Source organism: Pseudomonas sp. Leaf129 (assembly GCF_001423465.1).
Lineage (GTDB): Bacteria > Pseudomonadota > Gammaproteobacteria > Pseudomonadales > Pseudomonadaceae > Aquipseudomonas > Aquipseudomonas coleopterorum.
Genome location: NZ_LMOC01000001.1, coordinates 1,659,432 through 1,683,569, shown reverse-complemented (window position 1 = coordinate 1,683,569; position 24,138 = coordinate 1,659,432). Strand labels below are relative to the sequence as shown.

The window sequence follows — 24,138 nt, the reverse complement described above, 5'->3', positions numbered from 1 at the left end:
GCTCCCATGGCCCTGTGAGCCATGGGAGCGCCAGGATCAATCCATCCCAACGAAACCGCCGGTCTGATGGTGCCAGAGGCGTGCATACAGGCCCTGCTGTGCCAGGAGCTCGGTATGGCTGCCGATTTCCACCACCTTGCCTTTCTGCAACACCACCAGGCGATCCATCTTGGCGATGGTCGACAGCCGGTGGGCAATCGCAATCACGGTCTTGCCCTTCATCAAGGTTTCCAGGCTTTCCTGAATCGCCGCCTCGACTTCGGAGTCGAGCGCCGAAGTCGCTTCGTCCATGATCAGGATCGGTGCATTCTTCAGCAGCACGCGAGCAATGGAGATGCGCTGGCGCTGACCACCGGACAGCTTCACACCGCGCTCCCCGACATGGGCATCGAAACCGCGACGACCCTCACTGTCGGACAACAACGGCAGGAAATCATCGGCACGCGCCTTGCGCACTGCTTCCCAGACCTGCTCCTCGGTGGCATTGGGCTTGCCGTAGCGCAGGTTGTCGAGAATGGAACGGTGCAGCAGCGACGTGTCCTGGGTGATCAGGCCAATCTGCTCGCGCAGGCTTTCCTGGGTCACGTCGGCAATGTCCTGGCCATCGATCAGGATGCGCCCGCTGGGCAGGTCGTAGAGACGCAGTAGCAGGTTGACCAGCGTCGATTTGCCCGCCCCGGAAGGCCCGATCAACCCGATCTTCTCGCCCGGACGAATATCCAGGGTCAGGCCTTCGATGATGCTGTCGCCCTTGGGGTAGTGGAAATGCACGTCTTCGAAACGCACGTTGCCGCGGTCGACCTTGAGCCGTGGCGCGCCCTTCTTGTCGGTCACGCTGACCGGTTGGGCGATGGTCTGCAGGCCGTCCTGGACCATGCCGATGTTTTCGAAGATGCCGTTGACCACCCACATGATCCAGCCGGACATGTTGACGATACGGATCACCAGGCCCGTTGCCAGAGCGATTGCCCCCACGGAAATCAGCGACTGCGTCCACAGCCACAGGGCCAGGCCCGTAGTGCCGACGATCAACAGACCGTTGATGGTGGTGATCGCGAAATCCATGGCCGTGATCACCCGGCTGGCCAGTTGGGTTTTCTCGGTCTGCTCGCTGATCGCGTCACGGGCGTATTGCTGCTCCATGCTGGTGTGGGCGAACAGCTTGAGCGTTGCGATGTTGGAGTAGCCATCGACGATGCGCCCCATCAACTTCGAGCGGGCGTCGGAGGACACCACCGAACGTTCCTTGACCCGCGGAACGAAGTAATACAGCGAAATCACATAGGCGATGATCCACAGAATCAATGGAATCATCAGCCGCCAGTCGGCTTCGGCGAACAGCACCAGCGCGCTGATCGCATAGATGAGCACATGCCACAGCGCATCGACCGCCGCCACCGCCGAGTCGCGCAGGGAGTTGCCGGTCTGCATGATGCGCTGGGCAATGCGTCCGGCGAAGTCGCTGTGGAAGAAGTTCATGCTCTGTTTGAGCACGTAGTTGTGGTTCTGCCAGCGAATGAGGCTGGTCATGCCCGGGCTGATCGCCTGATGCACCAGCAGGTCATGCAGGCCGATGAAGATGGGCCTCAAAACCAGCGCAACCACCATCATCCAGGTCAGCTCCAGCGCGTTGTCGCTGAAGAAGTGCACGTTGGGTGTGCCCTGGGCCATGTCGATGATGCGACTGAGGTAGCGAAACAGCGCGACCTCGATCAGCGCGCCGATAAGGCCCACCACCAACAGCGTGGCGAAGCTGGGCCAGACCTGCTTGAGGTAGTAGATGTAGAAGGCCAGGACCTTGTTGGGAGGCGTTTCCGTAGGCGCTTCGCGGAAGATATCGATCCATTGTTCGAAGCGGCGATAAATGCTCAAGCGTGCTCTCCTGTGCGGGTTGACGGTCCTGGCTGAGACATGGCCGGCAGGACGCGCGGCTTAGTCCACGCGTTTCGCCGATTTGATCATGATCGGATCACTGGGCACGTTCTGCATGCCGCTTTTGGTGGTCGTCGGCGTGTTGGCGATGTTGTCGACCACTTCCATGCCTTTGACCACCTTGCCGAAGACCGCGTAGCCAAAATCGCGACCACCGTGGTCGAGGAAATCGTTGTCCTTCTGATTGATGAAGAACTGGCTGGTGGCCGAGTCCTTTACTTGAGTGCGCGCCATCGCGAGGGTTCCCCGCACGTTGTGCAAACCATTGTCGGCTTCGTTCTTGATCGGGGCCTGGGTGGGCTTTTCACGCATGTTGGCGTCGAAGCCGCCGCCTTGCACCATGAAGCCCGGGATCACTCGGTGAAAAACCGTGTTGTTGTAATGGCCCTTGTCGACGTAGGCGAGGAAGTTGGCGGTGCTGATCGGCGCCTTGACCGCGTCCAGTTCGACTTCGATTGCGCCCATGCTGGTGTCGATCAACACATGGGGGTGCTGGGCATCGGCAGCCATCAGGTGGCCTGCGAAGGAGAGGGAGCAGGCGGCCAGGAGGATTTTCTTCAGCATCTGTACGAGGTCCTTGAGGGGGAGAGGCATAGGCTTTGAGCCGCAAGCGGCGCAAGCGTTCGGGGCAATGTAGCAAGCGTGCCGCCAAAGGGCGGCCCAAGCGAGCGGGGATGGAAAAAATGAATGTTACTTAATGTTCGCAAGACGGTCAGTCGTCATGCCCCATGAGGGCATTGGCCTGTTCAAAAGCCGGAATCGGCACGTCCAGGGGCGCGGTGTCGAAGGTGCGTAGCAATTCGACGAGAATTTGTGTGGCCGGACCCAAGGGCTTGTCCCGGTTCGAATACAGATAGAAGGTTGGGTGCCGACTGCCACCTTGCTCAAGCGGCAAGGCGGCGAGTGTGCCCTCGCGCAGTTCGCGTTCGATCATGTGCCGCGGCAACCAGGCGAAGCCCAGGCCGCTGCCGACGAAACTGGTCGCCGTGGCCAGACTGCCGACCGTCCAGCGCTGCTCAGCGCCCAGCCAGCCCACATCACGCGGTTGCTGGCGGCCCGAATCGCGGATCACCACCTGCATGTGGCCGTGCAGATCCTGCACGCTGAGCGCGCGACCCATGCCCAGCAACGCGTGCTCGGGGTGGGCCACGGCGATGAATTCGATAGCGCTCAGTTCGGTGCCTAGGTAGCCCGGTATGCCGTAGCCGCTGATCGCCAGGTCGGCGACGCCTTCCTGCAGCACTTCCTCGACCCCCGACAGCACTTCTTCGCGCAGCCGTACGCGACAGCCGCGGCTCTGCGGCATGAACGCGGTAAGGGCGCGGATCAGCCGTGCATTGGGATAGGCTGCGTCGACCACCAGGCGCACTTCGGCTTCCCAGCCCTGCTCCATGTGGTGGGCGAGGTCTTCCAGCTGGCTGGCCTGGTTGACCAGTTGGCGGGACCTGCGCAACAGCACCGCGCCGGCATCGGTGAGCACCGCCCTGCGGCCGTCGATGCGCAACAGCGGCACGCCGAGCTGGTCCTGCATGCGCGCCACGGTGTAGCTGATCGACGACTGCGAACGGTGCAGGGCTTCGGCAGCCTGGGCGAAGCCGCCGTGGTCGACCACGGCCTGCAGGGTTCGCCATTGCTCAAGGGTGACGCGGGGCGCTTTCATCTTCGACTCCTGGTGTCCTAAGCTGGCAGCCCGCCACGGAGACTGCTCGATGATCAAATGCTGCGTTGTAGTGCTGGCCCTGCTGCCAGGCGTGTGTTTCGCCTACCCCATCGACGTGCAGAAGCAGCTCGACGACACCGACATTCTGGTCACGGCCCATGACACGGCTCCCGACATGGCCGCCGTGACCCTGCAGAACTACGGAGCCCGCGCGGCGCAGTGCAGTGTGCGCTTTCGCAATGGCCCCGAGCCGGTGCGGACCCGGCGGGTCAGCGTCGCCGCAGGGGCGTCGGCCGATGCGGTGGCCAGCTTCAAGCGCAGCATTCTCAGGTTGCGAATCGAGGTGCAATGCCAGCCGAGCGTGTAGCCACCCGCATAGATGCGACACAGGGTAGAGCAATGATCGGCCAAGACAACTCATTTGATGAATCACGGTAGCGATCCAAGGCTGGCTTCACTGGCCTGATCCGGTCCAGATGCGCTAAGGTCCGCGCCTCGCCAATTCGGGACGCACCATGCAATACCTTCTGATCGTCACCCTCATCCAGGCTTTCTCTTTCAGCTTGATCGGCGAATACCTCGCTGGCCACGTCGACAGCTATTTTGCCGTCCTCGCTCGGGTGCTGCTCGCCGGGTTGGTGTTCCTGCCGCTGACGCGCTGGCGTCAGGTCGAACCGCGCTTCCTGCGCGCCATGCTGCTGATCGGCGCGCTGCAGTTCGGCATCACCTACGTCTGTCTGTACCTGAGCTTTCGGGTCTTGAGCGTGCCGGAGGTGCTGCTCTTCACCATCCTGACGCCAGTGCACGTGACGCTGATCGAGGACGCGTTGAACCGTCGCTTCAACCGCTGGGCGCTGATGGCGGCGCTGGTCGCGGTGGCGGGGGCCGCAGTGATTCGTTTCGACCGCGTCAGCCCGGACTTCTTCATCGGTTTCCTGTTGCTGCAGCTGGCCAACTTCACCTATGCGGCCGGACAGGTGCTGTACAAGCATCTGCTGGCACGCCACCCCAGCGACCAGCCACAGTACCGACGCTTCGGCTACTTCTACGTCGGTGCCTTGCTGGTGGTGCTGCCGGCCTTCCTGCTGTTCGGCAACCCCCACAATCTGCCGCAGACGCCGGTACAGTGGAGCGTGCTGGCGTTCCTGGGGCTGGTGTCAACGGCGCTTGGCATGTATTGGTGGAACAAGGGCGCCAGCCGCGTGCCAGGCGCCACGCTGGCGGTGATGAACAATCTCCACGTGCCGGTCGGCCTGCTGCTCAACCTGCTGATCTGGAACCAGGACGAGCCTTTGGGGCGACTGTTCCTCGGCGGTGGGGTGATCTTGTTATCGGTCTGGTTGAGTCGGTTGGGTGCGCGCGCCCAGATCGCTAGCCGATAGTGGGCGCAGGGCGGGAAGGTGATGCAAGCAGCCCTGCATGCAGCGAGATACCCAGTGCACGCGTCACCTTCAGTATCGTCGCGAAGCTCGGATTGCCGTCCTCCGAAAGAGCCTTGTACAGACTCTCCCGACCCAGCCCGGTGTCCCTCGCCACCTGGGCGATGCCCTTGGCGCGCGCAATGTTGCCCAACGCCTTGGCAATGAATGCCGCGTCATCACCAGCTTCGGCCATGCAAGCATCGAAGTACATGATCATGTCTTGATCGGTTTTGAGATGTTCGGCGCTATCCCATTCCCGTAGCTTGATTTTCATCGTTCCTGTTCCTGAAGTTGGTGTGCCATGCGCTTGGCGATAGCAATGTCGGAGGACTGTGTCGACTTGTCGCCACCGGCCAACAGCACTATCCAGCACTGCTCGTGTTGCATGAAGTACAGGCGGTACCCTGGCCCAAAATGAAGCCGCATCTCGCATACGCCTTCTCCCACTGACTGCCAGTCACCCCAGTTTCCGTCTTCCAGCCTGTCGATCCGGGCCTGGATCCGTATGGCTGCCTGGCGATCGCGCAATCGAGTGAACCAGCGCTCAAACGCATCCGTTGTGGCGATCTTCATCAGCATAGATCCGTATCCCATGGGATACAAATTTTCTCGATCGCTGATTCCGAGGACAAGCCTGAAACTGTGTACCGAGGTTTCCAGGTATCGTCTTCTACTTTAATACGCGAGGTGGGCGACCGCATTGTGCCTACCGTATGCGGGGCGTAGAATCCGCCGCATCTGGCGTCGCCTCTCAACACTCATAACAATCATTCATTGCATGCTCCGCTTGGCTTGAAGGTCCGGCGGCACACGTATGCGTGGTGTTTGTTAAGGCGCGACCGTTCCCACTATTTTCGAGAGTCGCTGAAGCCATCCAATGAATACGCCTTCGAATACACCCACAGGCAGTTGGTCCAGCGTGATTGCGTTGGCCCTTGCGGCTTTCATCTTCAATACCACGGAGTTCGCGCCGGTCGGGCTGTTGACCTCGATCGGTCTGAGCTTTGCGATGCCGACGGCGCAGGTGGGGCTGATGTTGACGGTGTATGCCTGGGTGGTGTCGCTGATGTCGCTGCCGATCATGCTGCTCACGCGCAACATCGAGCGGCGTCGGTTGCTGATCGGGGTGTTCATCCTGTTCGTGGCCAGCCATGCGGTGTCCAGTATCGCCTGGAGCTATGGCGTGCTGCTGGCCAGCCGTATCGGCATCGCGTTCGCCCACGCCTTGTTCTGGTCGATCACGGCATCGCTGGCGGTGCGGCTGGCGCCACCGGGCAAGCAAACCCAAGCCTTGGGGCTGCTGGCGACCGGCACGTGCCTGGCCATGGTGCTGGGCGTGCCATTGGGGCGGGTGGTCGGTGAAGCGTTGGGCTGGCGCACCACGTTCGTGGGAATCGGCGTGGTGGCCACGCTAGTGGCGCTGTGGCTGGCGAAAAGCCTGCCGGCGCTGCCCAGCCAGAATTCAGGTTCGCTGCGCAGCTTGCCCATGCTGCTCAAGCGGCCGGTGCTGGTGGCGTTGTATGTGACGACCGCGCTGGTGATCACCGCGCAGTACACGGCGTACAGCTACATCGAGCCGTTCGTGCAAGCCGCGGCGCAGATGAGCGGGGAAATGACCACGACGCTGCTGTTGCTGTTCGGCGGTGCCGGGGTGATCGGCTCGCTGGTGTTCAGCCGCTACAGCGGTCGCTATCCGCGTGGTTTCATGGTGGCGTCGATCGCGTTGCTGGCCCTCTGCCTGATGCTGTTGCTGCCGTTGGCGCGCTACGCCACCTATCTGGGTGGGGTGAGTGTGGTCTGGGGCATTTCGATCATGTGCTTCAGCCTGGCGATGCAGTCCAAGGTCCTGGAGCTGGCCCCGGATGCCACGGACGTGGCCATGGCGCTGCATTCGGGGATCTACAACGTCGGTATCGGCGGTGGGGCGTTGCTGGGCAGTGTGGTGATCACCCAGGTGGGCGTGGCCAACATCGGCCTCGTTGGCGCGTTGATGGCAGGGGCGGGTCTGCTTCTGTGTTGGCACACGACCTATCGGCGCGTTCAGTCAGCGCCTGCCTCGGGTTGATCGGTCTGCAATACCGCGTCGNTGATGGCAGGGGCGGGTCTGCTTCTGTGTTGGCACACGACCTATCGGCGCGTTCAGTCAGCGCCTGCCTCGGGTTGATCGGTCTGCAATACCGCGTCGATCCCGGACGCGGCTCGCGCCGCTGCTACAGGGGATGCGTTGATGCTGGACGCGGGTTGGCCGTTGGTGCATGCAAATGCGTTGTTGCCGGACGTGGCTTGCGCCGCTGGTGCACGGAATGCGGTCTCTGTAGCAGCGGCGCGAGCCGCGTCGGCGGTGCACGCGGTTTGTCTGGCTGAACGCATTGCGGCCGAATGCAGCATCGAGGGCGTAACTAACGGTTCCGCTGCAAACCCTTTTTAANCCGCGTCGGCGGTGCACGCGGTTTGTCTGGCTGAACGCATTGCGGCCGAATGCAGCATCGAGGGCGTAACTAACGGTTCCGCTGCAAACCCTTTTTAAAATACAATCGATCTCATTTACATCTGACAGGGTGCCGATGATGGTCGAGCCGGCGAGGGTGGACGCTCGGGCGTTCGAGACGCTCTATCGCGACAATCGCAGCTGGCTGGAGCAATGGCTCAGCCGGCGCCTGGGCAGTGCCTGGGATGCGGCGGACCTGAGCCAGGATACGTTCATCCGGGTGCTGGCCAGTTCCCAGTCGGTGGCCGAGTTGCAGGAGCCGCGTGCTTACCTCAAGACAGTCGGCAAACGGCTGCTGATCAATTTCTACCGTCGGCGCAGTCTGGAACAGGCCTATCTCGACGCGCTCGCCACCTTGCCCGCCGATGTCGCCCCTGCGCCGGAACAGCGCTGGCAGGTGTTGGAAACCCTGCACGCTCTGGATCAACTGCTCGATGGCTTACCGGCCAAGGTTCGCCGGGCCTTTCTGCTCAGCCAGCTAGAAGGGTTGGGCTATCGAGAAATCGCCGAGCGCTTGAAGGTCACCGAGCGCAGCGTCAAGCGCTACATGGCCCAGGCCTACGAACATTGCCTGCTGGCCGAACTGTGCTGAATGCCGAGCCGAGTGACGAAGCACGCCAAGCTGCCCGCTCGGCGGCCCGCTGGTGGGTGTGCATGGAGTCTGGCGCCGTCACGGAACAGGACCTCGCCCGCCTGCAACGCTGGCGCCAGGCCAGTGAGGCGAATGAGTCCGCCTGGCGCCGGGTAGCGGCGCTCAAGGGCCGCTTCCAGGTTCTGCCCCCGGCGCTGGCAATGGCCAGCCTCGATCGTCCCGGCCACGGCCGCCGCGACCTGCTCAAGGGGTTGTTGGGGCTGGCCGTGGCCGCGCCAGCCGCCTGGTGGGTTATGCGTGAGCTGCCCATCGATGCCTGGCGCGCCGACGTGGCCACCGCCACCGGCGAGCGACGTCAATTGACCTTGGCCGATGGCAGCGTGTTGCACATCAATACCGCCACTGCGGTCGATATCGACCCTGGCCAACGGCGACTCACGCTGCTGCGCGGGGAGATTCGGTTGCGCCTGGCCAATGCCATGCCGTTCGACATCCGTACGCCGCTTGGCAGCGTGACGCTGGACCAAGGTGAAATCAATGTGCGCCAGGACGAAGGCCTCTGTCGGCTGTCGGTATTCGCCGGGCAGGCCGATGTGCGGCCTACCGGTTTTGCGCCGCTCACCTTGCGCGCGGGCCAGCACGTTCAGTTATCCGGCACCGGTCCAGGTCCGATCGAGCGCTTCGACCCTCGCCAGCCGGGCTGGCGCGAGGGCGTGATCGTTGCGTTGAACCAGCCCCTGGGGGATTTTCTGCGCGATCTGGATCGCTATCGTCCCGGCATCCTGCGCTGGCAGCCGGAGCTGGAAGCACTGCGCGTCACGGGCAGTTTCCGCCTGGAAGATCCGGATCAGGTGCTGAACCTGCTGGCTGTCAGTCTGCCGCTGCGGGTCCAGTGGCGCACACGCTATTGGGCCACGCTGGTGCCACAGGAAAAACCTGCCTAGCGCCTGTCCCCTTTTTCGCGCTCGCTTGTCATGGAGAGGTAAGCACACTCAAAGAGCCTTCAGCCATGCCCCCACGGCCCCCTTGTTCGTTTCTCCGTTACAGCCGCACATCCTCGGCGCACTACGCGCGGGCCTTGCCCCTCAGCCTGCTGATCGGCCTTGCACCAGTGCCCATGCAGATGGCCTTTGCCGACGACATGGCGCGTGTCTACAACATACCCCGAGGCGAACTCGCCGCCTCGCTGACCCGCTTTGCCAGCCAGGCGGGCGTCAGCCTGTCGGTGGCGCCTGCCTTGGTCAACGGTCGGCAGAGCGCTGGCCTGGTCGGCGAGTACAGCGTGGAAGGCGGCTTCGCTCAACTGCTGGCCGGCAGCGGTCTGCGCCTGCAAGCGGTGGGGGAGGATGCCTATACGCTCGTGGCTGCGCCCTTGGGTGCCGACGTGCTGGAGATCACGCCCACCACCGTGACCGGTGCCGCACAAGGCAGCGTGGCGGAGCAGCCCTATGCCGGTGGGCAGGTCGCGCGCAGCGGCGCCCAAGGTTTGCTCGGCGCACGTGACTTCATGGACACGCCCTTCAGCATGACCAGCTACACCAGCGAGACCGCGCGAAATCAGCAGGCCCGCACCCTGGGCGATCTGGTGGCCAGCGACCCGGCGGTGCGTACCACCAACCCGGCCGGCGGGCGTTTCGAGCAGTTCACCATCCGCGGCTTCAGCCTGTTCAACAGCGATGTGTCGTACAACGGGCTATACGGGATACTGCCCACGTACTCCATCGACATGGAGATGGCCGAGCGGGTGGATATCCTCCGTGGGCCCAGCCAGTTGATCAACGGCATCTCCCCTCGGGGTAGCGTCGGCGGCGGTATCAACGTGGTGCCCAAGCGCGCCACCGACACGCCGATCAACGAGTTCACCGCCAGCTATGCCTCCGACAGCCAGGCCGGTGGCGCCGTGGACATCGGCCGACGTTTTGGCAAGGACAACCAGTTTGGCCTGCGCCTGAACGCGGTGAAACAGGCGGGCGACACTACCTGGGACAAACAGAGCGTGGACCGGGAAATGGCCGTGATCGGCCTGGATTTCCGCGGCGAACGCCTGCGGCTGTCTGCCGATGTGGGGCATACCGAGCGTGATACCGATGCGCCTCAGGAGCGTGTTCAGGTCGGCGCCAATGCCCGCGTGCCCGGTGCCAACCATGTGCGCGACAACTATGCGCAGGGCTGGAGCAAGGCGCGTACCCAGGACACGTTCGGGGCGTTCAATGGTGAGTATGATCTGAGCGATTCGTTGATGCTGTACGGCAGCGTCGGTGCCCGGGAGAGTAATCATGATTTCCTTCGGCACAACGTGTCGGTCATCAATGATGCCGGCGATTTCGACGTGCTGCCCCGCGACTTCACCCGTGATGAAAGCGTACGCACGGCCACGCTGGGCGCGCGCAAGTGGCTGCAGACCGGCCCGGTCAGCCACGAGCTGAACCTGGCTGTCAGTCATTTCTACATGGACTTCACCAACGGCGGCGCGCGCTACGCCAGAGGGCGCAGCAATCTCTACGCGCCCGTTGCCACGGCGACGCCGTCCAATGCCACCCGTCAGGATCCCAAGGTCTATACCGAGAACCGGTTCGACGGCGTGGCCCTGTCCGACACTCTTGGCTTCTTCGACGATCGGCTGCTGTTGACCCTCGGTGGGCGCTGGCAGCGGGTCAAGGTGGATGACTGGAGCGATGGGGTGAAAGGCGATACGGCTTACGACGAGGAAAAGTTTTCACCGTCGGCGGGCGTGCTCTACAAGCTCACCAACGAGCTGTCGTTGTATGCGAACTATCTGGAAGGTCTGAGCCAAGGCAAGATTGCGCCTTCCACGTCGATCAACGAAGACGAGATATTCCCGCCTTTCATCAGCCGGCAGGTCGAGGTAGGTGCGAAGTACGATCTCGGCAGCCTGGCCATCACCGCCGCTGCTTTTCGCATCAAGCAGCCGGCGTACGAAACCAACGCGCTCACCCGCACCTTCGGCCCTAATGGCAAGCGCGAGAACAATGGCGTGGAATTGAGTGTGTTCGGTGAACCGCTGACGGGCGTGCGCCTGCTGGGCGGGGTGATGTACATCGACAGCGAGTTGACGGGCACCAGCGCAGGGGCCTTCGATGGCAACCGCGCACCGGCCACGCCCGAGCTCAATGTCAATTTGGGGGCGGAGTGGGACGTTCCGGCATTGCCCGGGTTGACCCTCACCGGGCGCGGTATCTATTCCAGCTCGCAATACCTGGATCAGGCCAACAGCAAGGAAATCGACAGTTGGGAGCGGTTCGATGTGGGTGCCCGGTATGCATTCAAGGTGCAGGGCAAGGCAGTCACCCTGCGCGCCAATGTCGAGAACGTACTGGACAAACGCTACTGGGCCTCGGCCGGCGCCTCCGACGACAGCGAGCCCGGCTTGACCCTCGCTACCCCGAGAACCTATCTGGTTTCCGCCACGGTCGGCTTCTGACTGTCTATGGGACCGGCTATCGGTGCAGCCGGCCATCTGTAGAGCCCGCCATGTGTGGGAGCAGCTATATGTGAGAGCAGCCATCTGTGGGAGCGGGCTCTGCCCGCGAAAAGAGCACCGCGGTGTGTCAGGCGTACCGCGGTGAAGCATTCGCGGGCAGAGCCCGCTCCCACAGTGGAGCGGTTCTAGCCTGCCCCATTACGCGGTGCTGCTAACCTGTGGAGCACCGACAAATTGTGGGAGCGGTTCTAGCCTGCCCCATTGCGCAGTGCTGATAACCTGTGGAGCACCAACAAAATGTGGGAGCGGGCTCTGCCCGCGAAGAAGGCGCCCTGGAGACAGCACGGCCATCACGGCCACCGGTGGCAGTTGCGGTTGCGGTATAGAGNCCGACAAATTGTGGGAGCGGTTCTAGCCTGCCCCATTGCGCAGTGCTGATAACCTGTGGAGCACCAACAAAATGTGGGAGCGGGCTCTGCCCGCGAAAGGAGCGCTGCGGTGGGTCAGGTGTACCGCGGTGAAGCCTTCGCGGGCAGAGCCCGCTCCCACAGTGGAGCGGTGCGAGCCTGCTCCATTGCGCGGTGCTGCTAACCTGTGGAGCACCAACAAATTGTGGGAGCGGTTCTAGCCTGCCCCATTGCGCAGTGCTGATAACCTGTGGAGCACCAACAAAATGTGGGAGCGGGCTCTGCCCGCGAAGAAGGCGCCGCGGATTTCGGCGTCACACCTTGAAGCGTCCGACCAGGCCGCGCAGGTTCCCGGAAATGTCCGTCAGACGCCCCGACCCCGACTGCGCCGTGTGCGCATACTCCTCGACCAACTGAGCATCGGCATGAATCTGCGCGATGTGCCGGTTGATCTCTTCGGCCACCTGATGCTGCTCCTCGGCGGCCGTGGCGATCTGGTTGTTCTGGTCGCGTATCGAATCGACCGAAGTACGTATCTTGTCGAAGCTGTCCCGCGCCGACTGGATGCATTCGACGCTGTCCTGGGACACCTGCAGGCTGCCCTGCATCTGCTGGGTGATCACCTCGGTGCGGCGGGCAAGGTTGCCTAGCAGCCCATCGATCTCGCCGGTCGAGTCGGCCGTACGCCGCGCCAGCGCCCGTACCTCATCGGCGACCACCGCAAAACCGCGACCCTGATCACCGGCCCGAGCCGCTTCGATGGCCGCATTCAGCGCCAGCAGGTTGGTCTGCTCGGCGATCGAACGAATGGTGTCCAGAATGCTATTGATGTTCTTGCTGTCCTGCTGCAGCAGCTGCATGGTTTCGGTCGATTGCTGCAGCTCGGAACTCAGCCTGAGCACGCTGGTGGTCGCCTCGCCGATGCGCTGCTGGCCGTCATGGACTTGCTGATAACCGTTGTCCGCGCTGGTGGCCGCCTGCCCGCAGGAGCGGGCCACTTCGTTGGCGGTGGCGACCATTTCGTTGAACGCGGTGCTGACCAGTTCCACCGCTTCGCGCTGGCGACCGGCGACTTCGTCCATGTTGCGAGCCACCTCCTGGGTGTCGGCAGCGGCCACCTGCAGATCGGAAGACGCGGTCCCGATGCGTTGCACCAATTGAGCGATCATCCCCACGAACTGGTTGAACCAGCCCGCCAGCGCCGCCGTTTCATCCTTGCCCTGTACCTTGAGCTGGCGCGTCAGGTCGCCTTCGCCCTCGGCGATCTCCTGCAGACCATTGGCGACGCCACGGATCGGACGCACGATGACACCGGCGAAGCTGGCGCCAACTAAGGCGAACACGACGGCCAGCACTGCCGCGATGGCCGCGATCAGCCAGGTCAGGTTCGAAGCCTGGGCCATCACTTCTTCGCGCTCGATCAGGCCGATGAACCGCCAGCCGAGTCCGGCCGAGCTGACGATGTTGGCCATGTAGACCTTGCCGTCGATCTCGATCTGAGTCGAACCATCGCCATGCCTGGCCAACTCGGCGTAGTTGCCACCCAGGTCGGCCAGCGGTTTGAAATTGTGCTTCGCATCGCTGGCATCCACCAGCACGTTGCCATTGGCTTCGATCAGCATCAGGTAGCCGCTGTTGCCCAGCTTTATGTTCTTCACCAGTTCGGTCATCTGCTTGAGCGACACATCCAGGCCGACCACGCCGACCACCTGGCCTGCGGCGTCGGTGACACTGCGCACCGTGCCGATCAACGACACATCGTCCGGTGCCCAATAGTAGGCGTCGGTGCGCACCGTGGTTCCCGGAGCGGCCATCGCAGCCTTGTACCAGGGTCGCTGGCGCGGGTCGTAATTGGCGATCTTGGGATCATCGGGCCAACTGGCATAACCACCGTCGCTCAAGCCCAGCGACAGGTAAGCCGTGCTCGGATGGGTCTTGGCGAAGCCGTCGAAGATGTCCAGCAGGCGCCGATTGCTCTCGGTCAGAGGCACCTGCGCTGCGTCCGCGCCTGTGTAGTTCTTCAGATCCCTGGCAGCGACGATACGAGGATCCTTGGCGATGTATTCGACGTTCTGGCTGATGCCGTCGAAGAGCTGTTTGATGCCATTGTCGATCTGCCGGATCTCACGGCCGCTGCTGTCGACGAAGTCGGCCCTGGCCGCCTCGCGCAAGTTGAAGACGACGAGCACGGCCACCACGATGACCGGGAGGCAGGCGATGACCGCAAAGCCCCAGGTGAGTTTTTGCTTGATATTCATGGACTATTCCGCTGGTGTTGTAAGTGTTGGTCGGCAGAAAAAGACAAGACGTGCAGCGTGAAATTTGGGCATATTCTTTTGAGTGTTTTCTAACTATCGGCGACGAACGGCAAATCTGAATGAGGCCCATCGGCGACCGGACAGACGGAGGGGCGGAGTATCGAAAAGAGTGAGGGATGAGCGTTGTTCGGCGGTACTTTCCCAACCGTGCAGGGTCTACAGAGCGACCTTCCTCACAGAGCCTTCGCGCATGCCCACCGTACCTCGCCTTCCTCTGCTCGCCGCTGCGCTGGCAGCGGTCATGCAACCCTGCCTGGCTGAGCCGCGCAGCGTGCCTTCCATCGAAACCGAAGATGCCGCATTGGGCAGTGTCGAGATCGGCGAGGCCTCCGGTCGCTTTCACCCGCAGTTGAGCATCGATGCCCGCAATGGTGATTTCGCGCGAGGCAACTACGACGATGACGCCGCCAGCCTCGATCGGATTCCGTTGCATGCCCAGGCCGGCTTCGCCCTGGACCTGCACCAGGCCGCCGACGGCAGCGCCGATGCCTGGCTGGTGTTCAGCACCAGCAACGGTTTCCATAGCGCGTCGAGCGACGAAACGGTGAGCCCGCGCCGTTGGTACGAGAGCAACAACCTGCTCGGTCTGGTGGTTTCGCCCAGCGAGGGGCTGCGACTGGGCTTCGTCTATACCGTCAAGACCAGCCCCAACGATGTCGCCGCCACCACTCAGGAGGCAAGCTTCACTCTGGCTTACCAGGCCGACATCGGCTTCGGCGCGTGGCGACCAGGACTGGCCATCACCAGCCGCACTCAGGGTGACAGCGGCCTCTACACCCAAGGCACGCTGGAGCCCGGCATGGATTTGAGCGATGCAGGCCTGCGCTTGAGTTTCCCCAGTGCCCTCGGAGTCGGCTGGAACGGTTTCTACGGTCCCGATTCAGGCGATCGCCTGTATGCCCGTACCGGACTGGCGCTCGAGCAGCCCTTCCAGTGGAGCGAAACCCGCTGGAGCGCGCGCGCCGAGGCCTTGGCCATCTATCGCGATGGTGCCTTGCGAGAACTCAGTGGCCCGGACGGAGAGACCGACAGCGTCGTGCCTCAGGTGACCCTGAGTCTGTCCATGGCGTATTGACTAGCGCCTATGGGAGAGGGGCGGGTGGCGAGCCTTCTTTAAATGCCCGCCCATATTTACAAACAGTTGCAATTGCGCGCGATCGGCAGGCAGAATCCTGATTGTTGTACGATGACAGACAAGAATAGTCATCTGCGATTTTTCCCATTGTGTCCTACAACTACAACAAAAGGATCTATGCATGAAAAAGCTGACATTGCTGGTAGGTTTTCTGTGCCTCTTCACGGGTTATGTAGCAGCTGCGGTTCCCGACGAAACTGACGTCGCCGCTGCCGTAGATAAACTGACGCAGGCTATGTGGCACAAGGATATTGCGCAACTCAATGCACTCACGGCCGAGAACCTGACCTACGGGCATTCGAGTGGCAACATTCAGGACAAAAAAGCATTCATCGCCGACATCGAAACCGGTAAAAGCGCCTTCAACGAGCTGAAGATGCTCAATCAGAAGATCACCCTTTCCGGGGATGTCGCTCTGGTACGCAATCATTTTTCTGCCCAGGCCGTGAACAGCGGAAAAGTAGTGCCCACTGAGATCGAAAACTTTCAGATCTGGCAGAAACAGAAGGGCGAATGGCTATTGATCGGCCGTCAGGCCTTTCGCTTCTAGCATTTGATTCCAAGCGCTTGGCAGTTCTGTCCTGGAGCTGTCACCGGCCGGTGCCCTCGAATCGCCGGCTTGGCGGACGCGCTTCACTAAGACACACCTTGACTTAAGAATCCTCGCTTCGGCCAAAACCGGCAAAGGTATGATCTCCCGCATCCCCATCCCTTGCAGAGGTTTCCATGTCGTCCAGACTGATCGCTTACCCGGCCGTGTTCGCGTTGACCGTGCTTCTTGCTGGCTGCGACGCGGCCGAGAATGCTGCGAACAAAGTCATCGAAACGTCCAAAGCACAACTGGTCGAAGCTGCGCGCGACACCTTCAGCGAATCCGCCAAGCAGATCAACGAGACGATCGACAAGGCACAGCAAAGCGCCAAGCCGTGGATAACGGACGGTGACAAGGAAGCAGAGACCCAGCATTCGGCTGCGGAGCGGGAGGAGAAGGCGAAGTCGGAGGGGTGAGTCTGGTTCGTTTCCACTGAGGCACTGGCATCCCGTAGGAGCGGTCATCGGCCGCGAAGGGCGCACTGCGTAGTTCCTGGTACACCGCAGCGCCTGGTTCGCCTCCACAGAGGCTGCGGCATCCCGTAGGAGCGGTCATCGGCCGCGAAGGGCGCACTGCGTAGTTCCTGGCACACCGCAGCGCCTGGTTCGCGGCCACGGACCGCTCCTACGAAGGGCGTGGCTTTCAATGCGGGCCAGCCACCGCCACCAACCCACCGCGCAAATCGGCGCCGCTGGGCTTCTGGTACACGCTCAACCCGAACTCCGGCAGCACCGCCAGCAGGTAATCGAAGATATCCCCCTGAATCCGCTCGTACTCGGCCCAGGCTGTGGTGCGGGTGAAGCAGTAGATTTCCAGTGGTACGCCTTCGGCAGTGGCTTCCATCTGCCGGACCATGCAGGTCATGTTCGGCTGGATGTCGGGGTGGGCGTTGAGGTACGCCAGGGCGTAGGCGCGGAAGGTGCCCAGGTTGGTCATGCGGCGCTGGTTGGCGGACAGTTCTGCCACTTCGCCCTGGGCTGCGTTCCAGGCCTTGAGTTCGGCCTGCTTGCTGCTGACGTAGCCGCTGAGCAGATGCACCTGGGTCAGGCGTAGCTGTTCCTGTTCGTCGAGAAAACGCACGCCGCTGGCATCGATGTTCAGCGCCCGCTTGATGCGCCGGCCGCCGGACTGCTGCATGCCGCGCCAGTTCTTGAACGATTCGCTCATCAGCCGCCAGGTGGGGATGGAGACGATGGTCTTGTCGAAGTTCTGGATCTTCACCGTGTGCAGGGTGATGTCGACGACGTCGCCGTCGGCGCCCACCTGGGGCATCTCGATTCAGTCGCCGACGCGCAGCATGTCGTTGCTGGTCAACTGCACGCTGGCCACGAACGACAGCAGGGTGTCTTTGTAGACCAGCAGGATGACGGCCGACATGGCACCCAGCCCGGACAGCAGCAACAGCGGCGAGCGGTCGATCAACGTGGCGACGATGATGATGGCACCGAAGATGTACAGGATCATCTTGGCCAGTTGCACGTAGCCCTTGATCGAGCGGGTGCGGGCGTGTTCGGTGCGGGCGTAGATGTCGAGCAGGGCATTGAGCAGGGCGCCCAGCGCCAGCACCATGAACAGGATGGTGAAGCCCAGCGCGATGTTGCCGATGACGTGCTTGCTGTTGTCGCTCAGCACCGGGATCAGGCCCAGGCTGAACTGCACCACCAGCGACGGCGTCATTTGCGCCAGGCGGTGGAAGACCTTGTTGTGCAGGAAGTCGGTGAGCCAGTGCAGCGAACGTCGGCGGCTGAGCAGCTTGACCGCGTGCAGGGTGAGAAAGCGTGCCAGGCGGCCCAGGGTGAAGGCGGCGATCAGCAGCAGGAACAGCGACACACCGGCCTGCAGGATCGGCTGGTCGTCGAGGCCCGTGATGAAGGTGACGGTTTGTTGCCAGAGCGATTCGATATTCATGGGTGGGCGTGCAGCTCCCGAGTTGAAAAGGGGGCGGGGATTAAAGCCCATTGCGCAGGGCAATCGCCACGCCTGGAAAGATTTGCATGCAATTTACCGAGTTACGGGTAAAGAAATTCGGCTAATCGTCCGCAAACCGGTACCCTATGCAGTCGAATTTATGTACTCCGTCGAGGTAACACCCGTGTTTTCCCAATTCGCCCTGCATGAACGCCTGCTCAAAGCCGTCGCCGAGCTGAAATTTGTCGAGCCGACGCCGGTGCAGGTAGCGGCCATTCCTTTGGCCTTGCAAGGGCGCGACCTGCGGGTGACGGCGCAAACCGGCAGCGGCAAGACCGCGGCATTCGTGCTGCCGATCCTCAATCGCTTGATGGGTCCGGCCAAGGTCCGCGTCGACATCCGTGCCGTGATCCTGCTGCCGACCCGCGAGCTGGCGCAGCAGACCTTGAAGGAAGTGGAGCGCTTCAGCCAGTTCACCTTCATCAAGGCCGGCCTGATCACCGGTGGTGAAGACTTCAAGGTGCAGGCCGCCATGCTGCGCAAGGTGCCGGACATCCTCATCGGTACGCCGGGCCGTCTGCTGGAGCAGTTGAACGCTGGCAACCTGGACCTCAAGAACGTCGAGGTGCTGGTGCTCGATGAAGCCGACCGCATGCTCGACATGGGCTTCTCCGAAGACGTGACGCGCCTGAGCCAGGAGTGTGCCCAGCGCGAACAGACCCTGCTGTTCTCGGCGACCACCGGCGGCGCCGGTCTGCGCGAGATGATCGGCAAGGTGCTCAAGGACCCCGAGCACCTGCTGATCAACAACGTCAGCCAGCTGGCCGAGGGCACTCGCCAGCAGATCGTCACGGCCGACCACAACGTCCACAAGGAGCAGATCCTCAACTGGCTGCTGGCCAACGAGACGTACCAGAAGGCGATCATCTTCACCAACACCCGGGCCATGGCCGATCGTATCTACGGCCGTCTGGTGGCGCAGGAATACAAGGCTTTCGTCCTGCACGGCGAGAAGGACCAGAAAGACCGCAAGCTGGCCATCGACCGCCTCAAGCAGGGTGGCGTGAAGATCCTCGTGGCCACCGACGTAGCGGCCCGCGGCCTGGATGTCGATGGCCTGGACCTGGTGGTCAACTTCGACATGCCGCGCAGCGGCGATGACTATGTGCACCGCATCGGCCGCACCGGCCGTGCCGGCAACGAAGGCCTGGCAATTTCCCTGATCTGTCACGGTGACTGGAACCTGATGTCCAGCATCGAGCGCTACCTCAAGCAGACCTTCGAGCGTCGCGTGATCAAGGAAGTGAAAGGCACCTACGGCGGACCGAAGAAGGTCAAGGCGTCGGGCAAGGCAGTCGGCGTGAAGAAGAAAAAGACCGACAAGGACAAGAAGGGCGACAAGAAAAGCGTCGCCAAGGGCCCGACCAAGCGCAAGAGCGTCAACCGTCCCAAGGCCGATACCCCAGCCTTGGTGAGCCAGGACGGCCTGGCGCCGCTCAAGCGCCGCAAGCCTGCCGTCAGCGAGTAACCTGCGTAGGGCAGGTCTGCTTCCCTCCGGAGGCCAGACCTGCCAAAACACCCCGCAAAGCCGTCTTCCCGCAACTCCCCCGCACACACCCGGTCCCATGCCTGGCAAGCCCTTTCACTCATGTGTTGGAGGTTCTTCCGGATGACCACTTACAACTGGCAATTGATCGAGCGTCTGTTGCACGAAGTGCAGAACGGCGCCCATCAGGATTTCACCCCAGATATCTACGCTCAGGACCACGCCGAGGCGACCACCGCGCAGGGTGATACGTCGGCCGCTGTCGATCAGTTGGCGACTCAAGCGAGCGATTATCAAGCGCTGTTGCTTGAGCGGGGCTTCATCGAGCAGCGTCCGGACAGCGAGGGCGGCACGGGGCGCAATTTCCAACTGACCTTGCGCGGATCCAGTCTGCTGAGCCTGATAGATAGCAGTATTCCGGATAATGACCACGGGCTCGAAGTGCTCGATGATCAGGATGATGCGCTGGACCCGGCGACTTTTGATGAAGTGGCCAGTAAGCCGCAGATTGTTTGAGTTGGGGCGGATAATTCGGTAGGGCGGTCTGCCTGAAACTTCGCGGCGCCTGCTTCGCGGGCAGAGGGCTCGCCGCCCGCCCCGCTCCCACAGGGTGTTTTGCCTGACAGATCGCGGGGTTTGCTTCGCGGGCAGAGCCCGCTCCCACATGAATCCGTGCCGGAGCGGTCATCTTTCGGAATGCTTGGTACCGTTGAAGGCCTTGGGATGAATGGCTTGATACACTGGTGTTTTCCTTGCGGGAGAGCACTGTGATGCCGAGGTCATTCGTCCCATGAGCGCAGAACGTCGTCAGACCGATGGCTTCGCCCTCAAGGTCATGCTGGGGCTTTGCCTGATCTGGGGGATCCAGCAGGTCACCATCAAATGGGCCGCTGCCGATATCGCCCCGGTGATGCAGGCGGCCATGCGCTCGGGCATTTCCGCCGTGTTGGTGGCGATGCTGCTCTGTTGGCGCGGTGGTTGGGGGCACGTGCCCTACACTTGGCGTGCCGGGCTGGCCGCCGGCTCGCTGTTCGGTCTGGAGTTCCTGTTCATCGCCGAAGGACTGAAGCTGACTTCGGCGGCGCACATGTCGGTCTTTCTTTACACCGCGCCGGTCTTTACCGCACTCGGCCTGCATGCGCTGCTACCAGGGGAGCGACTGCGGCCTTTGCAATGGCTGGGCATCGCCCTGGCGTTCAGCGGTATCGCATTTGCCTTCGCGGGAGGCATCTCCTGGGAGCATCTGGATCGACGCATGCTGCTGGGGGACGCCATGGGCTTAATGGCGGGGCTCTGCTGGGGGGCGACCACGGTGGTGGTACGCACTTCACGGCTGTCCGAAGCGCCCGTTGCCCTGACCTTGTTCTATCAGCTGATCGTGTGCGTGGTTGGATTGTTGATCATCGCCCTCGCCACGGGCCAGTTCAGCCATGTCACCTTCACGCCCATTGGCACCGCCAGCGTGTTGTTCCAAGGCGTTGTGGTCTCCTTTGCCAGCTTTCTGATCTGGTTCTGGCTGCTGCGCCGCTACCTGGCGTCCAACCTTGCCGTGTTCTCGTTCATGACGCCCTTGTTCGGCGTGACCTTCGGTGTGGTATTGCTGGGCGAGCCGTTGAGCATGAACTTCATTCTGGGGGCGGTTTGCGTGCTGTTGGGCATCACCCTGGTCAGCGCCGAGCAGTGGGTGCGCCGTCGGTTACGAATCTGGATAACGTAATGAATTACTCGCCGGGTCGATGATCAATTAATAGGACTGCGACTTTTCGACACAAGTGCGTGCATGCATCCTACGTCGCTTAGCGCTATGATCGAACAGAAGCGACGGACCATGACCGTCGTTAGGGTTTTCCCTGAAGGGGGGCGATATGAACGGTAACTTGTACAACTGGCTCCATGATTTGGCTGTCGCATTGGGGCTGGTGCCACCGCCGCCGCAGCCTGTGCCCATCCCGGCCGATAACCACCGACCACGACAGCGTCCACGGCGCTGAGCCTTTTCGGCCCGCCTCGCGCCATGCAAAACGCCCCTTACGGGGCGTTTTTCGTTGTGGGCATCGCTGGCGTGGTTCAAGCCGCCTGAGTATTCGCGCGGCTGGCGTCGATCTTGGCCAGGTAGGCGTCTACCCGAGCGATTGCCGCGTCGTCTACGAACAAGCCCAGCTTGCTGCGCCGCCACAGGACGTCGTCGCTGCGTGTGGCCCATTCCTGCTCGTACAGGTAATCCACTTCGCGGCTGTACAGGCCTGCGCCCAGTTCTTCGCCCAGATCGGCCAGCGACTGTGCGCCTTCGATCAGGCGCCAGCTGCGGCTGCCATAGCTGACGGCCCAGCGTTCGGCCAGCCCGCTTGGCAGCCAAGGTGCCTTGGCGCGCATGGCCTGGGCCAGTGCCTGGGGCGTGGTCATGTCTTCGCCGCCCGGCAGGGCACTGGTCGCCGTCCAGCTGCCGCGCATCTGCGTGAAGAATGGCTTGAGCTGCGCCATGGCCGATTCTGCCAGTTTGCGATAGGTGGTCAGCTTGCCGCCGAACACCGACAGGATCGGCGCTTCACCCTGACCGCCGCTGAGCGACAGGGTGTAGTCGCGGGTAATGGCCGATGGATTGTCCGACTCGTCGTTGCACAGCGGGCGAACACCTGAATAAGTGCGCACGATGTCGCTGCGGCTGACCTGCTTCTTGAAGTGGGCGTTGACCACCTTGAGGATGTAGTCGGTTTCGGCGTCGGTAATTTCCACCTTGGACGGATCGCCGGTGTACTCGCGGTCGGTAGTGCCCAGGATGGTGAAGCGGTCCAGGTACGGAATGGTGAAGACAATCCGCTGGTCTTCGTTCTGCAGGATGTGCGCCTGCTCGCCTTCGTACAGACGTGGCACGATCAGGTGGCTGCCCTGGATCAGGCGGATGCCGTACGGGGATTGCAGTTGCAGGTCGTCACGGATGAACTTCGCTACCCATGGGCCGGCTGCGTTGACCAGGGCGCGAGCCTTCAACGTGAAGGTGCTGCCGTCTTCGCGCTGCAGATTGACTTGCCATACACCGTCCACACGCTTCGCATCGATGCAGCGGGTGCGGGTGTGGATGTGTGCACCTTTTTCCCGCGCGGCCATGGCGTTCAATACCACCAGGCGGGCGTCGTCCACCCAGCAATCGGAGTATTCGAAGCCACGGGTAATCTCTGGCTTGAGTGCACTGTCGGCACCGAAACGCAAGCTGCGCGAGCCGGGCAGTTTTTCCCGCTTGCCCAGGTTGTCGTAGAGGAACAGCCCGGCGCGGATCATCCACGCAGGACGCAGATGAGGTCGGTGTGGAAGCACGAAACGCATCGGCTTGACGATGTGCGGGGCCTTGGCCAGCAGCACTTCGCGTTCGGCCAGCGCTTCGCGCACCAGGCGGAATTCATGGTGTTCCAGATAACGCAGGCCACCATGGATCAGCTTGCTGCTGGCCGACGAGGTGTGGCTGGCAAGGTCGTCCTTCTCGCAGAGAAAGACGGAGAGCCCACGCCCGGCAGCGTCGGCGGCGATCCCCACACCATTGATACCACCACCGATCACGGCGACGTCGTAGATTTCAGCCAACGGTTGGCGGGGCAAGGTCGAATGGGGCATGGCAGCCTCCTGCGTTTATCAAGGAGCGTTCGAATGAGTGCTTTGAATTCGAACATCAATGTTCAATTTCGAAAATACTAGCCCAATACGTAGGGGTTAGCCAGTCGAAGATGATTGAATTTGTTGATCGTCGCAGGCGAAAGCGAAGAAATGTGAACATCAGAGGTGCACGCAACCGAACGCGAGCCTTGCCGGGTGGGCTTCGCGGGCGAACGGGCGGGAGACGGGCGCGGCTTGCGCCGCTGCCACAGGGTCAGACGATGTCGAGACGGATCTTGTGCTGTTGTAGCAATTGCAGCAGGGCGGGGACGGGGGGCTGGTCGGTGACCAGGCAATCGATCAGGCTGATCGGGCCCAGGCGAACCATGGCATTGCGGCCGAACTTGCTCGAGTCGGCGGCCAGGATGACCTGCCGCGCGTTGGCGATGATCGCCTGGCTAACGCGAACCTCTTGATAGTCGAAGTCCAGCAGGCTGCCGTCTTCGTCGATGCCGCTGATGCCCACCAGGGCGAAGTCGACCTTGAACTGGGTGATGAAATCGATACTGGCCTGGCCCACCACGCCGCCGTCGCGACGCACGTTGCCGCCGGCCAGCAGCACATCGAAATCGTCCTTGCCACTGAGGATCGAGGCCACGTGCAGGTTGTTGGTGATGATCTTCAGATGGCTATGGTTGAGCAGGGCGCGAGCGATGGATTCGGTGGTGGTGCCGATGTTGATGAACAGCGAAGCGTGGTCGGGGATCTGGGCGGCGATGGCTTCGGCGATGCGTTGTTTCTCGTCACGCATCTGGTCGGCACGCATGGCGTAGGCCGTGTTCTCGATGCTCGAGTCGTAGGCGGCGCCACCGTGATAACGGCGCAGCAGGTTGACCTCGGCCAGTTGGTTGATGTCACGCCGAATGGTCTGCGGTGTCACGATGAACAGCTGGGCCATTTCCTCGATGCTGACATAGCCGCGTTCGCGTACCAGTTCCAGGATCTGCTGTTGGCGGGGAGGCAGGTTCATGGGGCTTCCTTTGGCTGCCATGCAAAAGCATGCATGATGCCGCAGGAAAGGCCCCCATCGCCAGACTTGATTGCAGGGGCCG

The 24,138-nt window shown here is 62.2% G+C and carries 20 protein-coding genes and 3 pseudogenes; 13 read left to right on the top strand and 10 right to left on the bottom strand.

What is annotated here, in order from left to right; translation table 11 throughout:
- Positions 1-36: 36 nt before the first annotated feature.
- The 3 genes from ASF66_RS07340 to ASF66_RS07330 form a co-directional block, all read right to left on the bottom strand.
- Entirely contained in the window at positions 37-1,866 is a 1,830-nt protein-coding gene (locus ASF66_RS07340; protein ID WP_049861144.1) for an ABC transporter ATP-binding protein, read from the bottom strand.
- Positions 1,867-1,932: 66 nt separating this feature from the next.
- Positions 1,933-2,496, bottom strand: coding sequence for a peptidylprolyl isomerase (locus ASF66_RS07335; RefSeq protein WP_056843303.1), 564 nt, complete (start codon positions 2,494-2,496; stop codon positions 1,933-1,935).
- Between the two features lie 148 nt (positions 2,497-2,644).
- Complete coding sequence (locus ASF66_RS07330) at positions 2,645-3,592, bottom strand: LysR family transcriptional regulator (RefSeq protein WP_056843302.1); 948 nt, start codon at positions 3,590-3,592, stop codon at positions 2,645-2,647.
- Between the two features lie 49 nt (positions 3,593-3,641).
- Between ASF66_RS07330 and ASF66_RS07325 the strand changes: the two genes are divergently transcribed.
- The gene (locus tag ASF66_RS07325; RefSeq protein WP_056843301.1) at positions 3,642-3,959 is read left to right on the top strand and encodes a hypothetical protein; all 318 of its coding nucleotides are present in this window, start codon (positions 3,642-3,644) and stop codon (positions 3,957-3,959) included.
- Between the two features lie 148 nt (positions 3,960-4,107).
- The gene (locus ASF66_RS07320) at positions 4,108-4,974 is read left to right on the top strand and encodes a carboxylate/amino acid/amine transporter (RefSeq protein WP_056843300.1); all 867 of its coding nucleotides are present in this window, start codon (positions 4,108-4,110) and stop codon (positions 4,972-4,974) included.
- Here the strand turns inward: ASF66_RS07320 and ASF66_RS07315 are convergent.
- Together ASF66_RS07315 and ASF66_RS07310 are read right to left on the bottom strand one after the other, a co-directional pair.
- Entirely contained in the window at positions 4,964-5,287 is a 324-nt protein-coding gene (locus ASF66_RS07315; protein ID WP_049861095.1) for an addiction module antidote protein, read from the bottom strand. The genes ASF66_RS07320 and ASF66_RS07315 overlap by 11 nt on opposite strands.
- Positions 5,284-5,586: a type II toxin-antitoxin system RelE/ParE family toxin gene (locus tag ASF66_RS07310; protein WP_236707054.1), complete on the bottom strand. Its 303-nt coding sequence runs from the start codon at positions 5,584-5,586 to the stop codon at positions 5,284-5,286. Before ASF66_RS07310 ends, ASF66_RS07315 begins: the two co-directional genes overlap by 4 nt.
- Before the next feature lie 304 nt (positions 5,587-5,890).
- On the opposite strand from ASF66_RS07310, the gene ASF66_RS07305 reads away from it, so the two are divergent.
- The 4 genes from ASF66_RS07305 (at position 5,891) to ASF66_RS07290 (ending at position 11,535) form a co-directional block, all read left to right on the top strand.
- Positions 5,891-7,078, top strand: a complete 1,188-nt coding sequence (locus ASF66_RS07305) for a sugar transporter (RefSeq protein ID WP_056843298.1) — start codon at positions 5,891-5,893, stop codon at positions 7,076-7,078.
- Positions 7,079-7,580: 502 nt separating this feature from the next.
- Positions 7,581-8,093 (top strand): sigma-70 family RNA polymerase sigma factor, encoded by a 513-nt coding sequence (locus ASF66_RS07300; protein WP_049861093.1) that lies wholly within the window; start codon positions 7,581-7,583, stop codon positions 8,091-8,093.
- Positions 8,090-9,037, top strand: coding sequence for a FecR domain-containing protein (locus ASF66_RS07295; RefSeq protein WP_056843475.1), 948 nt, complete (start codon positions 8,090-8,092; stop codon positions 9,035-9,037). The genes ASF66_RS07300 and ASF66_RS07295 overlap by 4 nt, the downstream gene beginning before the upstream one ends.
- A 173-nt stretch (positions 9,038-9,210) precedes the next feature.
- The gene (locus tag ASF66_RS07290; RefSeq protein WP_236707075.1) at positions 9,211-11,535 is read left to right on the top strand and encodes a TonB-dependent receptor; all 2,325 of its coding nucleotides are present in this window, start codon (positions 9,211-9,213) and stop codon (positions 11,533-11,535) included.
- A 721-nt stretch (positions 11,536-12,256) separates the two neighbouring features.
- On the opposite strand, the pseudogene ASF66_RS23200 reads toward ASF66_RS07290, so the two are convergent.
- Positions 12,257-12,793 (bottom strand): annotated as a pseudogene (locus tag ASF66_RS23200) (methyl-accepting chemotaxis protein); the annotation flags it as partial.
- Between the two features lie 324 nt (positions 12,794-13,117).
- Positions 13,118-14,200, bottom strand: a pseudogene (locus tag ASF66_RS23195) (HAMP domain-containing protein); the annotation flags it as partial.
- Positions 14,201-14,450: 250 nt separating this feature from the next.
- On the opposite strand from ASF66_RS23195, the gene ASF66_RS07280 reads away from it, so the two are divergent.
- The 3 genes from ASF66_RS07280 to ASF66_RS07270 all read left to right on the top strand — a co-directional run bounded on the left by ASF66_RS07280 (position 14,451) and on the right by ASF66_RS07270 (position 16,403).
- Complete coding sequence (locus ASF66_RS07280) at positions 14,451-15,335, top strand: hypothetical protein (RefSeq protein ID WP_236707053.1); 885 nt, start codon at positions 14,451-14,453, stop codon at positions 15,333-15,335.
- 181 nt (positions 15,336-15,516) lie between these two features.
- A complete protein-coding gene (locus tag ASF66_RS07275; RefSeq protein ID WP_056843295.1) occupies positions 15,517-15,945 on the top strand; it encodes a nuclear transport factor 2 family protein in 429 nt (142 codons plus the stop codon).
- Between the two features lie 176 nt (positions 15,946-16,121).
- Complete coding sequence (locus ASF66_RS07270; RefSeq protein ID WP_056843294.1) at positions 16,122-16,403, top strand: hypothetical protein; 282 nt, start codon at positions 16,122-16,124, stop codon at positions 16,401-16,403.
- A 226-nt stretch (positions 16,404-16,629) separates the two neighbouring features.
- On the opposite strand, the pseudogene ASF66_RS07265 reads toward ASF66_RS07270, so the two are convergent.
- Positions 16,630-17,895, bottom strand: a pseudogene (locus tag ASF66_RS07265) (mechanosensitive ion channel family protein).
- Between the two features lie 184 nt (positions 17,896-18,079).
- Between ASF66_RS07265 and ASF66_RS07260 the strand changes: the two are divergent.
- The 4 genes from ASF66_RS07260 (at position 18,080) to ASF66_RS23090 (ending at position 21,432) form a co-directional block, all read left to right on the top strand.
- On the top strand, positions 18,080-19,423 hold the full coding sequence (locus tag ASF66_RS07260; protein ID WP_056843293.1) for a DEAD/DEAH box helicase: 1,344 nt from the start codon (positions 18,080-18,082) through the stop codon (positions 19,421-19,423).
- A 141-nt stretch (positions 19,424-19,564) separates the two neighbouring features.
- The gene (locus tag ASF66_RS07255; protein ID WP_056843292.1) at positions 19,565-19,957 is read left to right on the top strand and encodes a hypothetical protein; all 393 of its coding nucleotides are present in this window, start codon (positions 19,565-19,567) and stop codon (positions 19,955-19,957) included.
- A 274-nt stretch (positions 19,958-20,231) separates the two neighbouring features.
- On the top strand, positions 20,232-21,158 hold the full coding sequence (locus ASF66_RS07250) for a DMT family transporter (RefSeq protein WP_056843291.1): 927 nt from the start codon (positions 20,232-20,234) through the stop codon (positions 21,156-21,158).
- 148 nt (positions 21,159-21,306) lie between these two features.
- Complete coding sequence (locus ASF66_RS23090; RefSeq protein WP_286916280.1) at positions 21,307-21,432, top strand: PA1414 family protein; 126 nt, start codon at positions 21,307-21,309, stop codon at positions 21,430-21,432.
- Positions 21,433-21,508: 76 nt separating this feature from the next.
- Here the strand turns inward: ASF66_RS23090 and glpD are convergent, their stop codons facing one another.
- Together glpD and ASF66_RS07240 are read right to left on the bottom strand one after the other, a co-directional pair.
- On the bottom strand, positions 21,509-23,047 hold the full coding sequence (gene glpD, locus ASF66_RS07245) for a glycerol-3-phosphate dehydrogenase (RefSeq protein WP_056843290.1): 1,539 nt from the start codon (positions 23,045-23,047) through the stop codon (positions 21,509-21,511).
- Between the two features lie 253 nt (positions 23,048-23,300).
- Complete coding sequence (locus tag ASF66_RS07240; protein WP_056843289.1) at positions 23,301-24,056, bottom strand: DeoR/GlpR family transcriptional regulator; 756 nt, start codon at positions 24,054-24,056, stop codon at positions 23,301-23,303.
- Between the last annotated feature and the right edge of the window lie 82 nt (positions 24,057-24,138).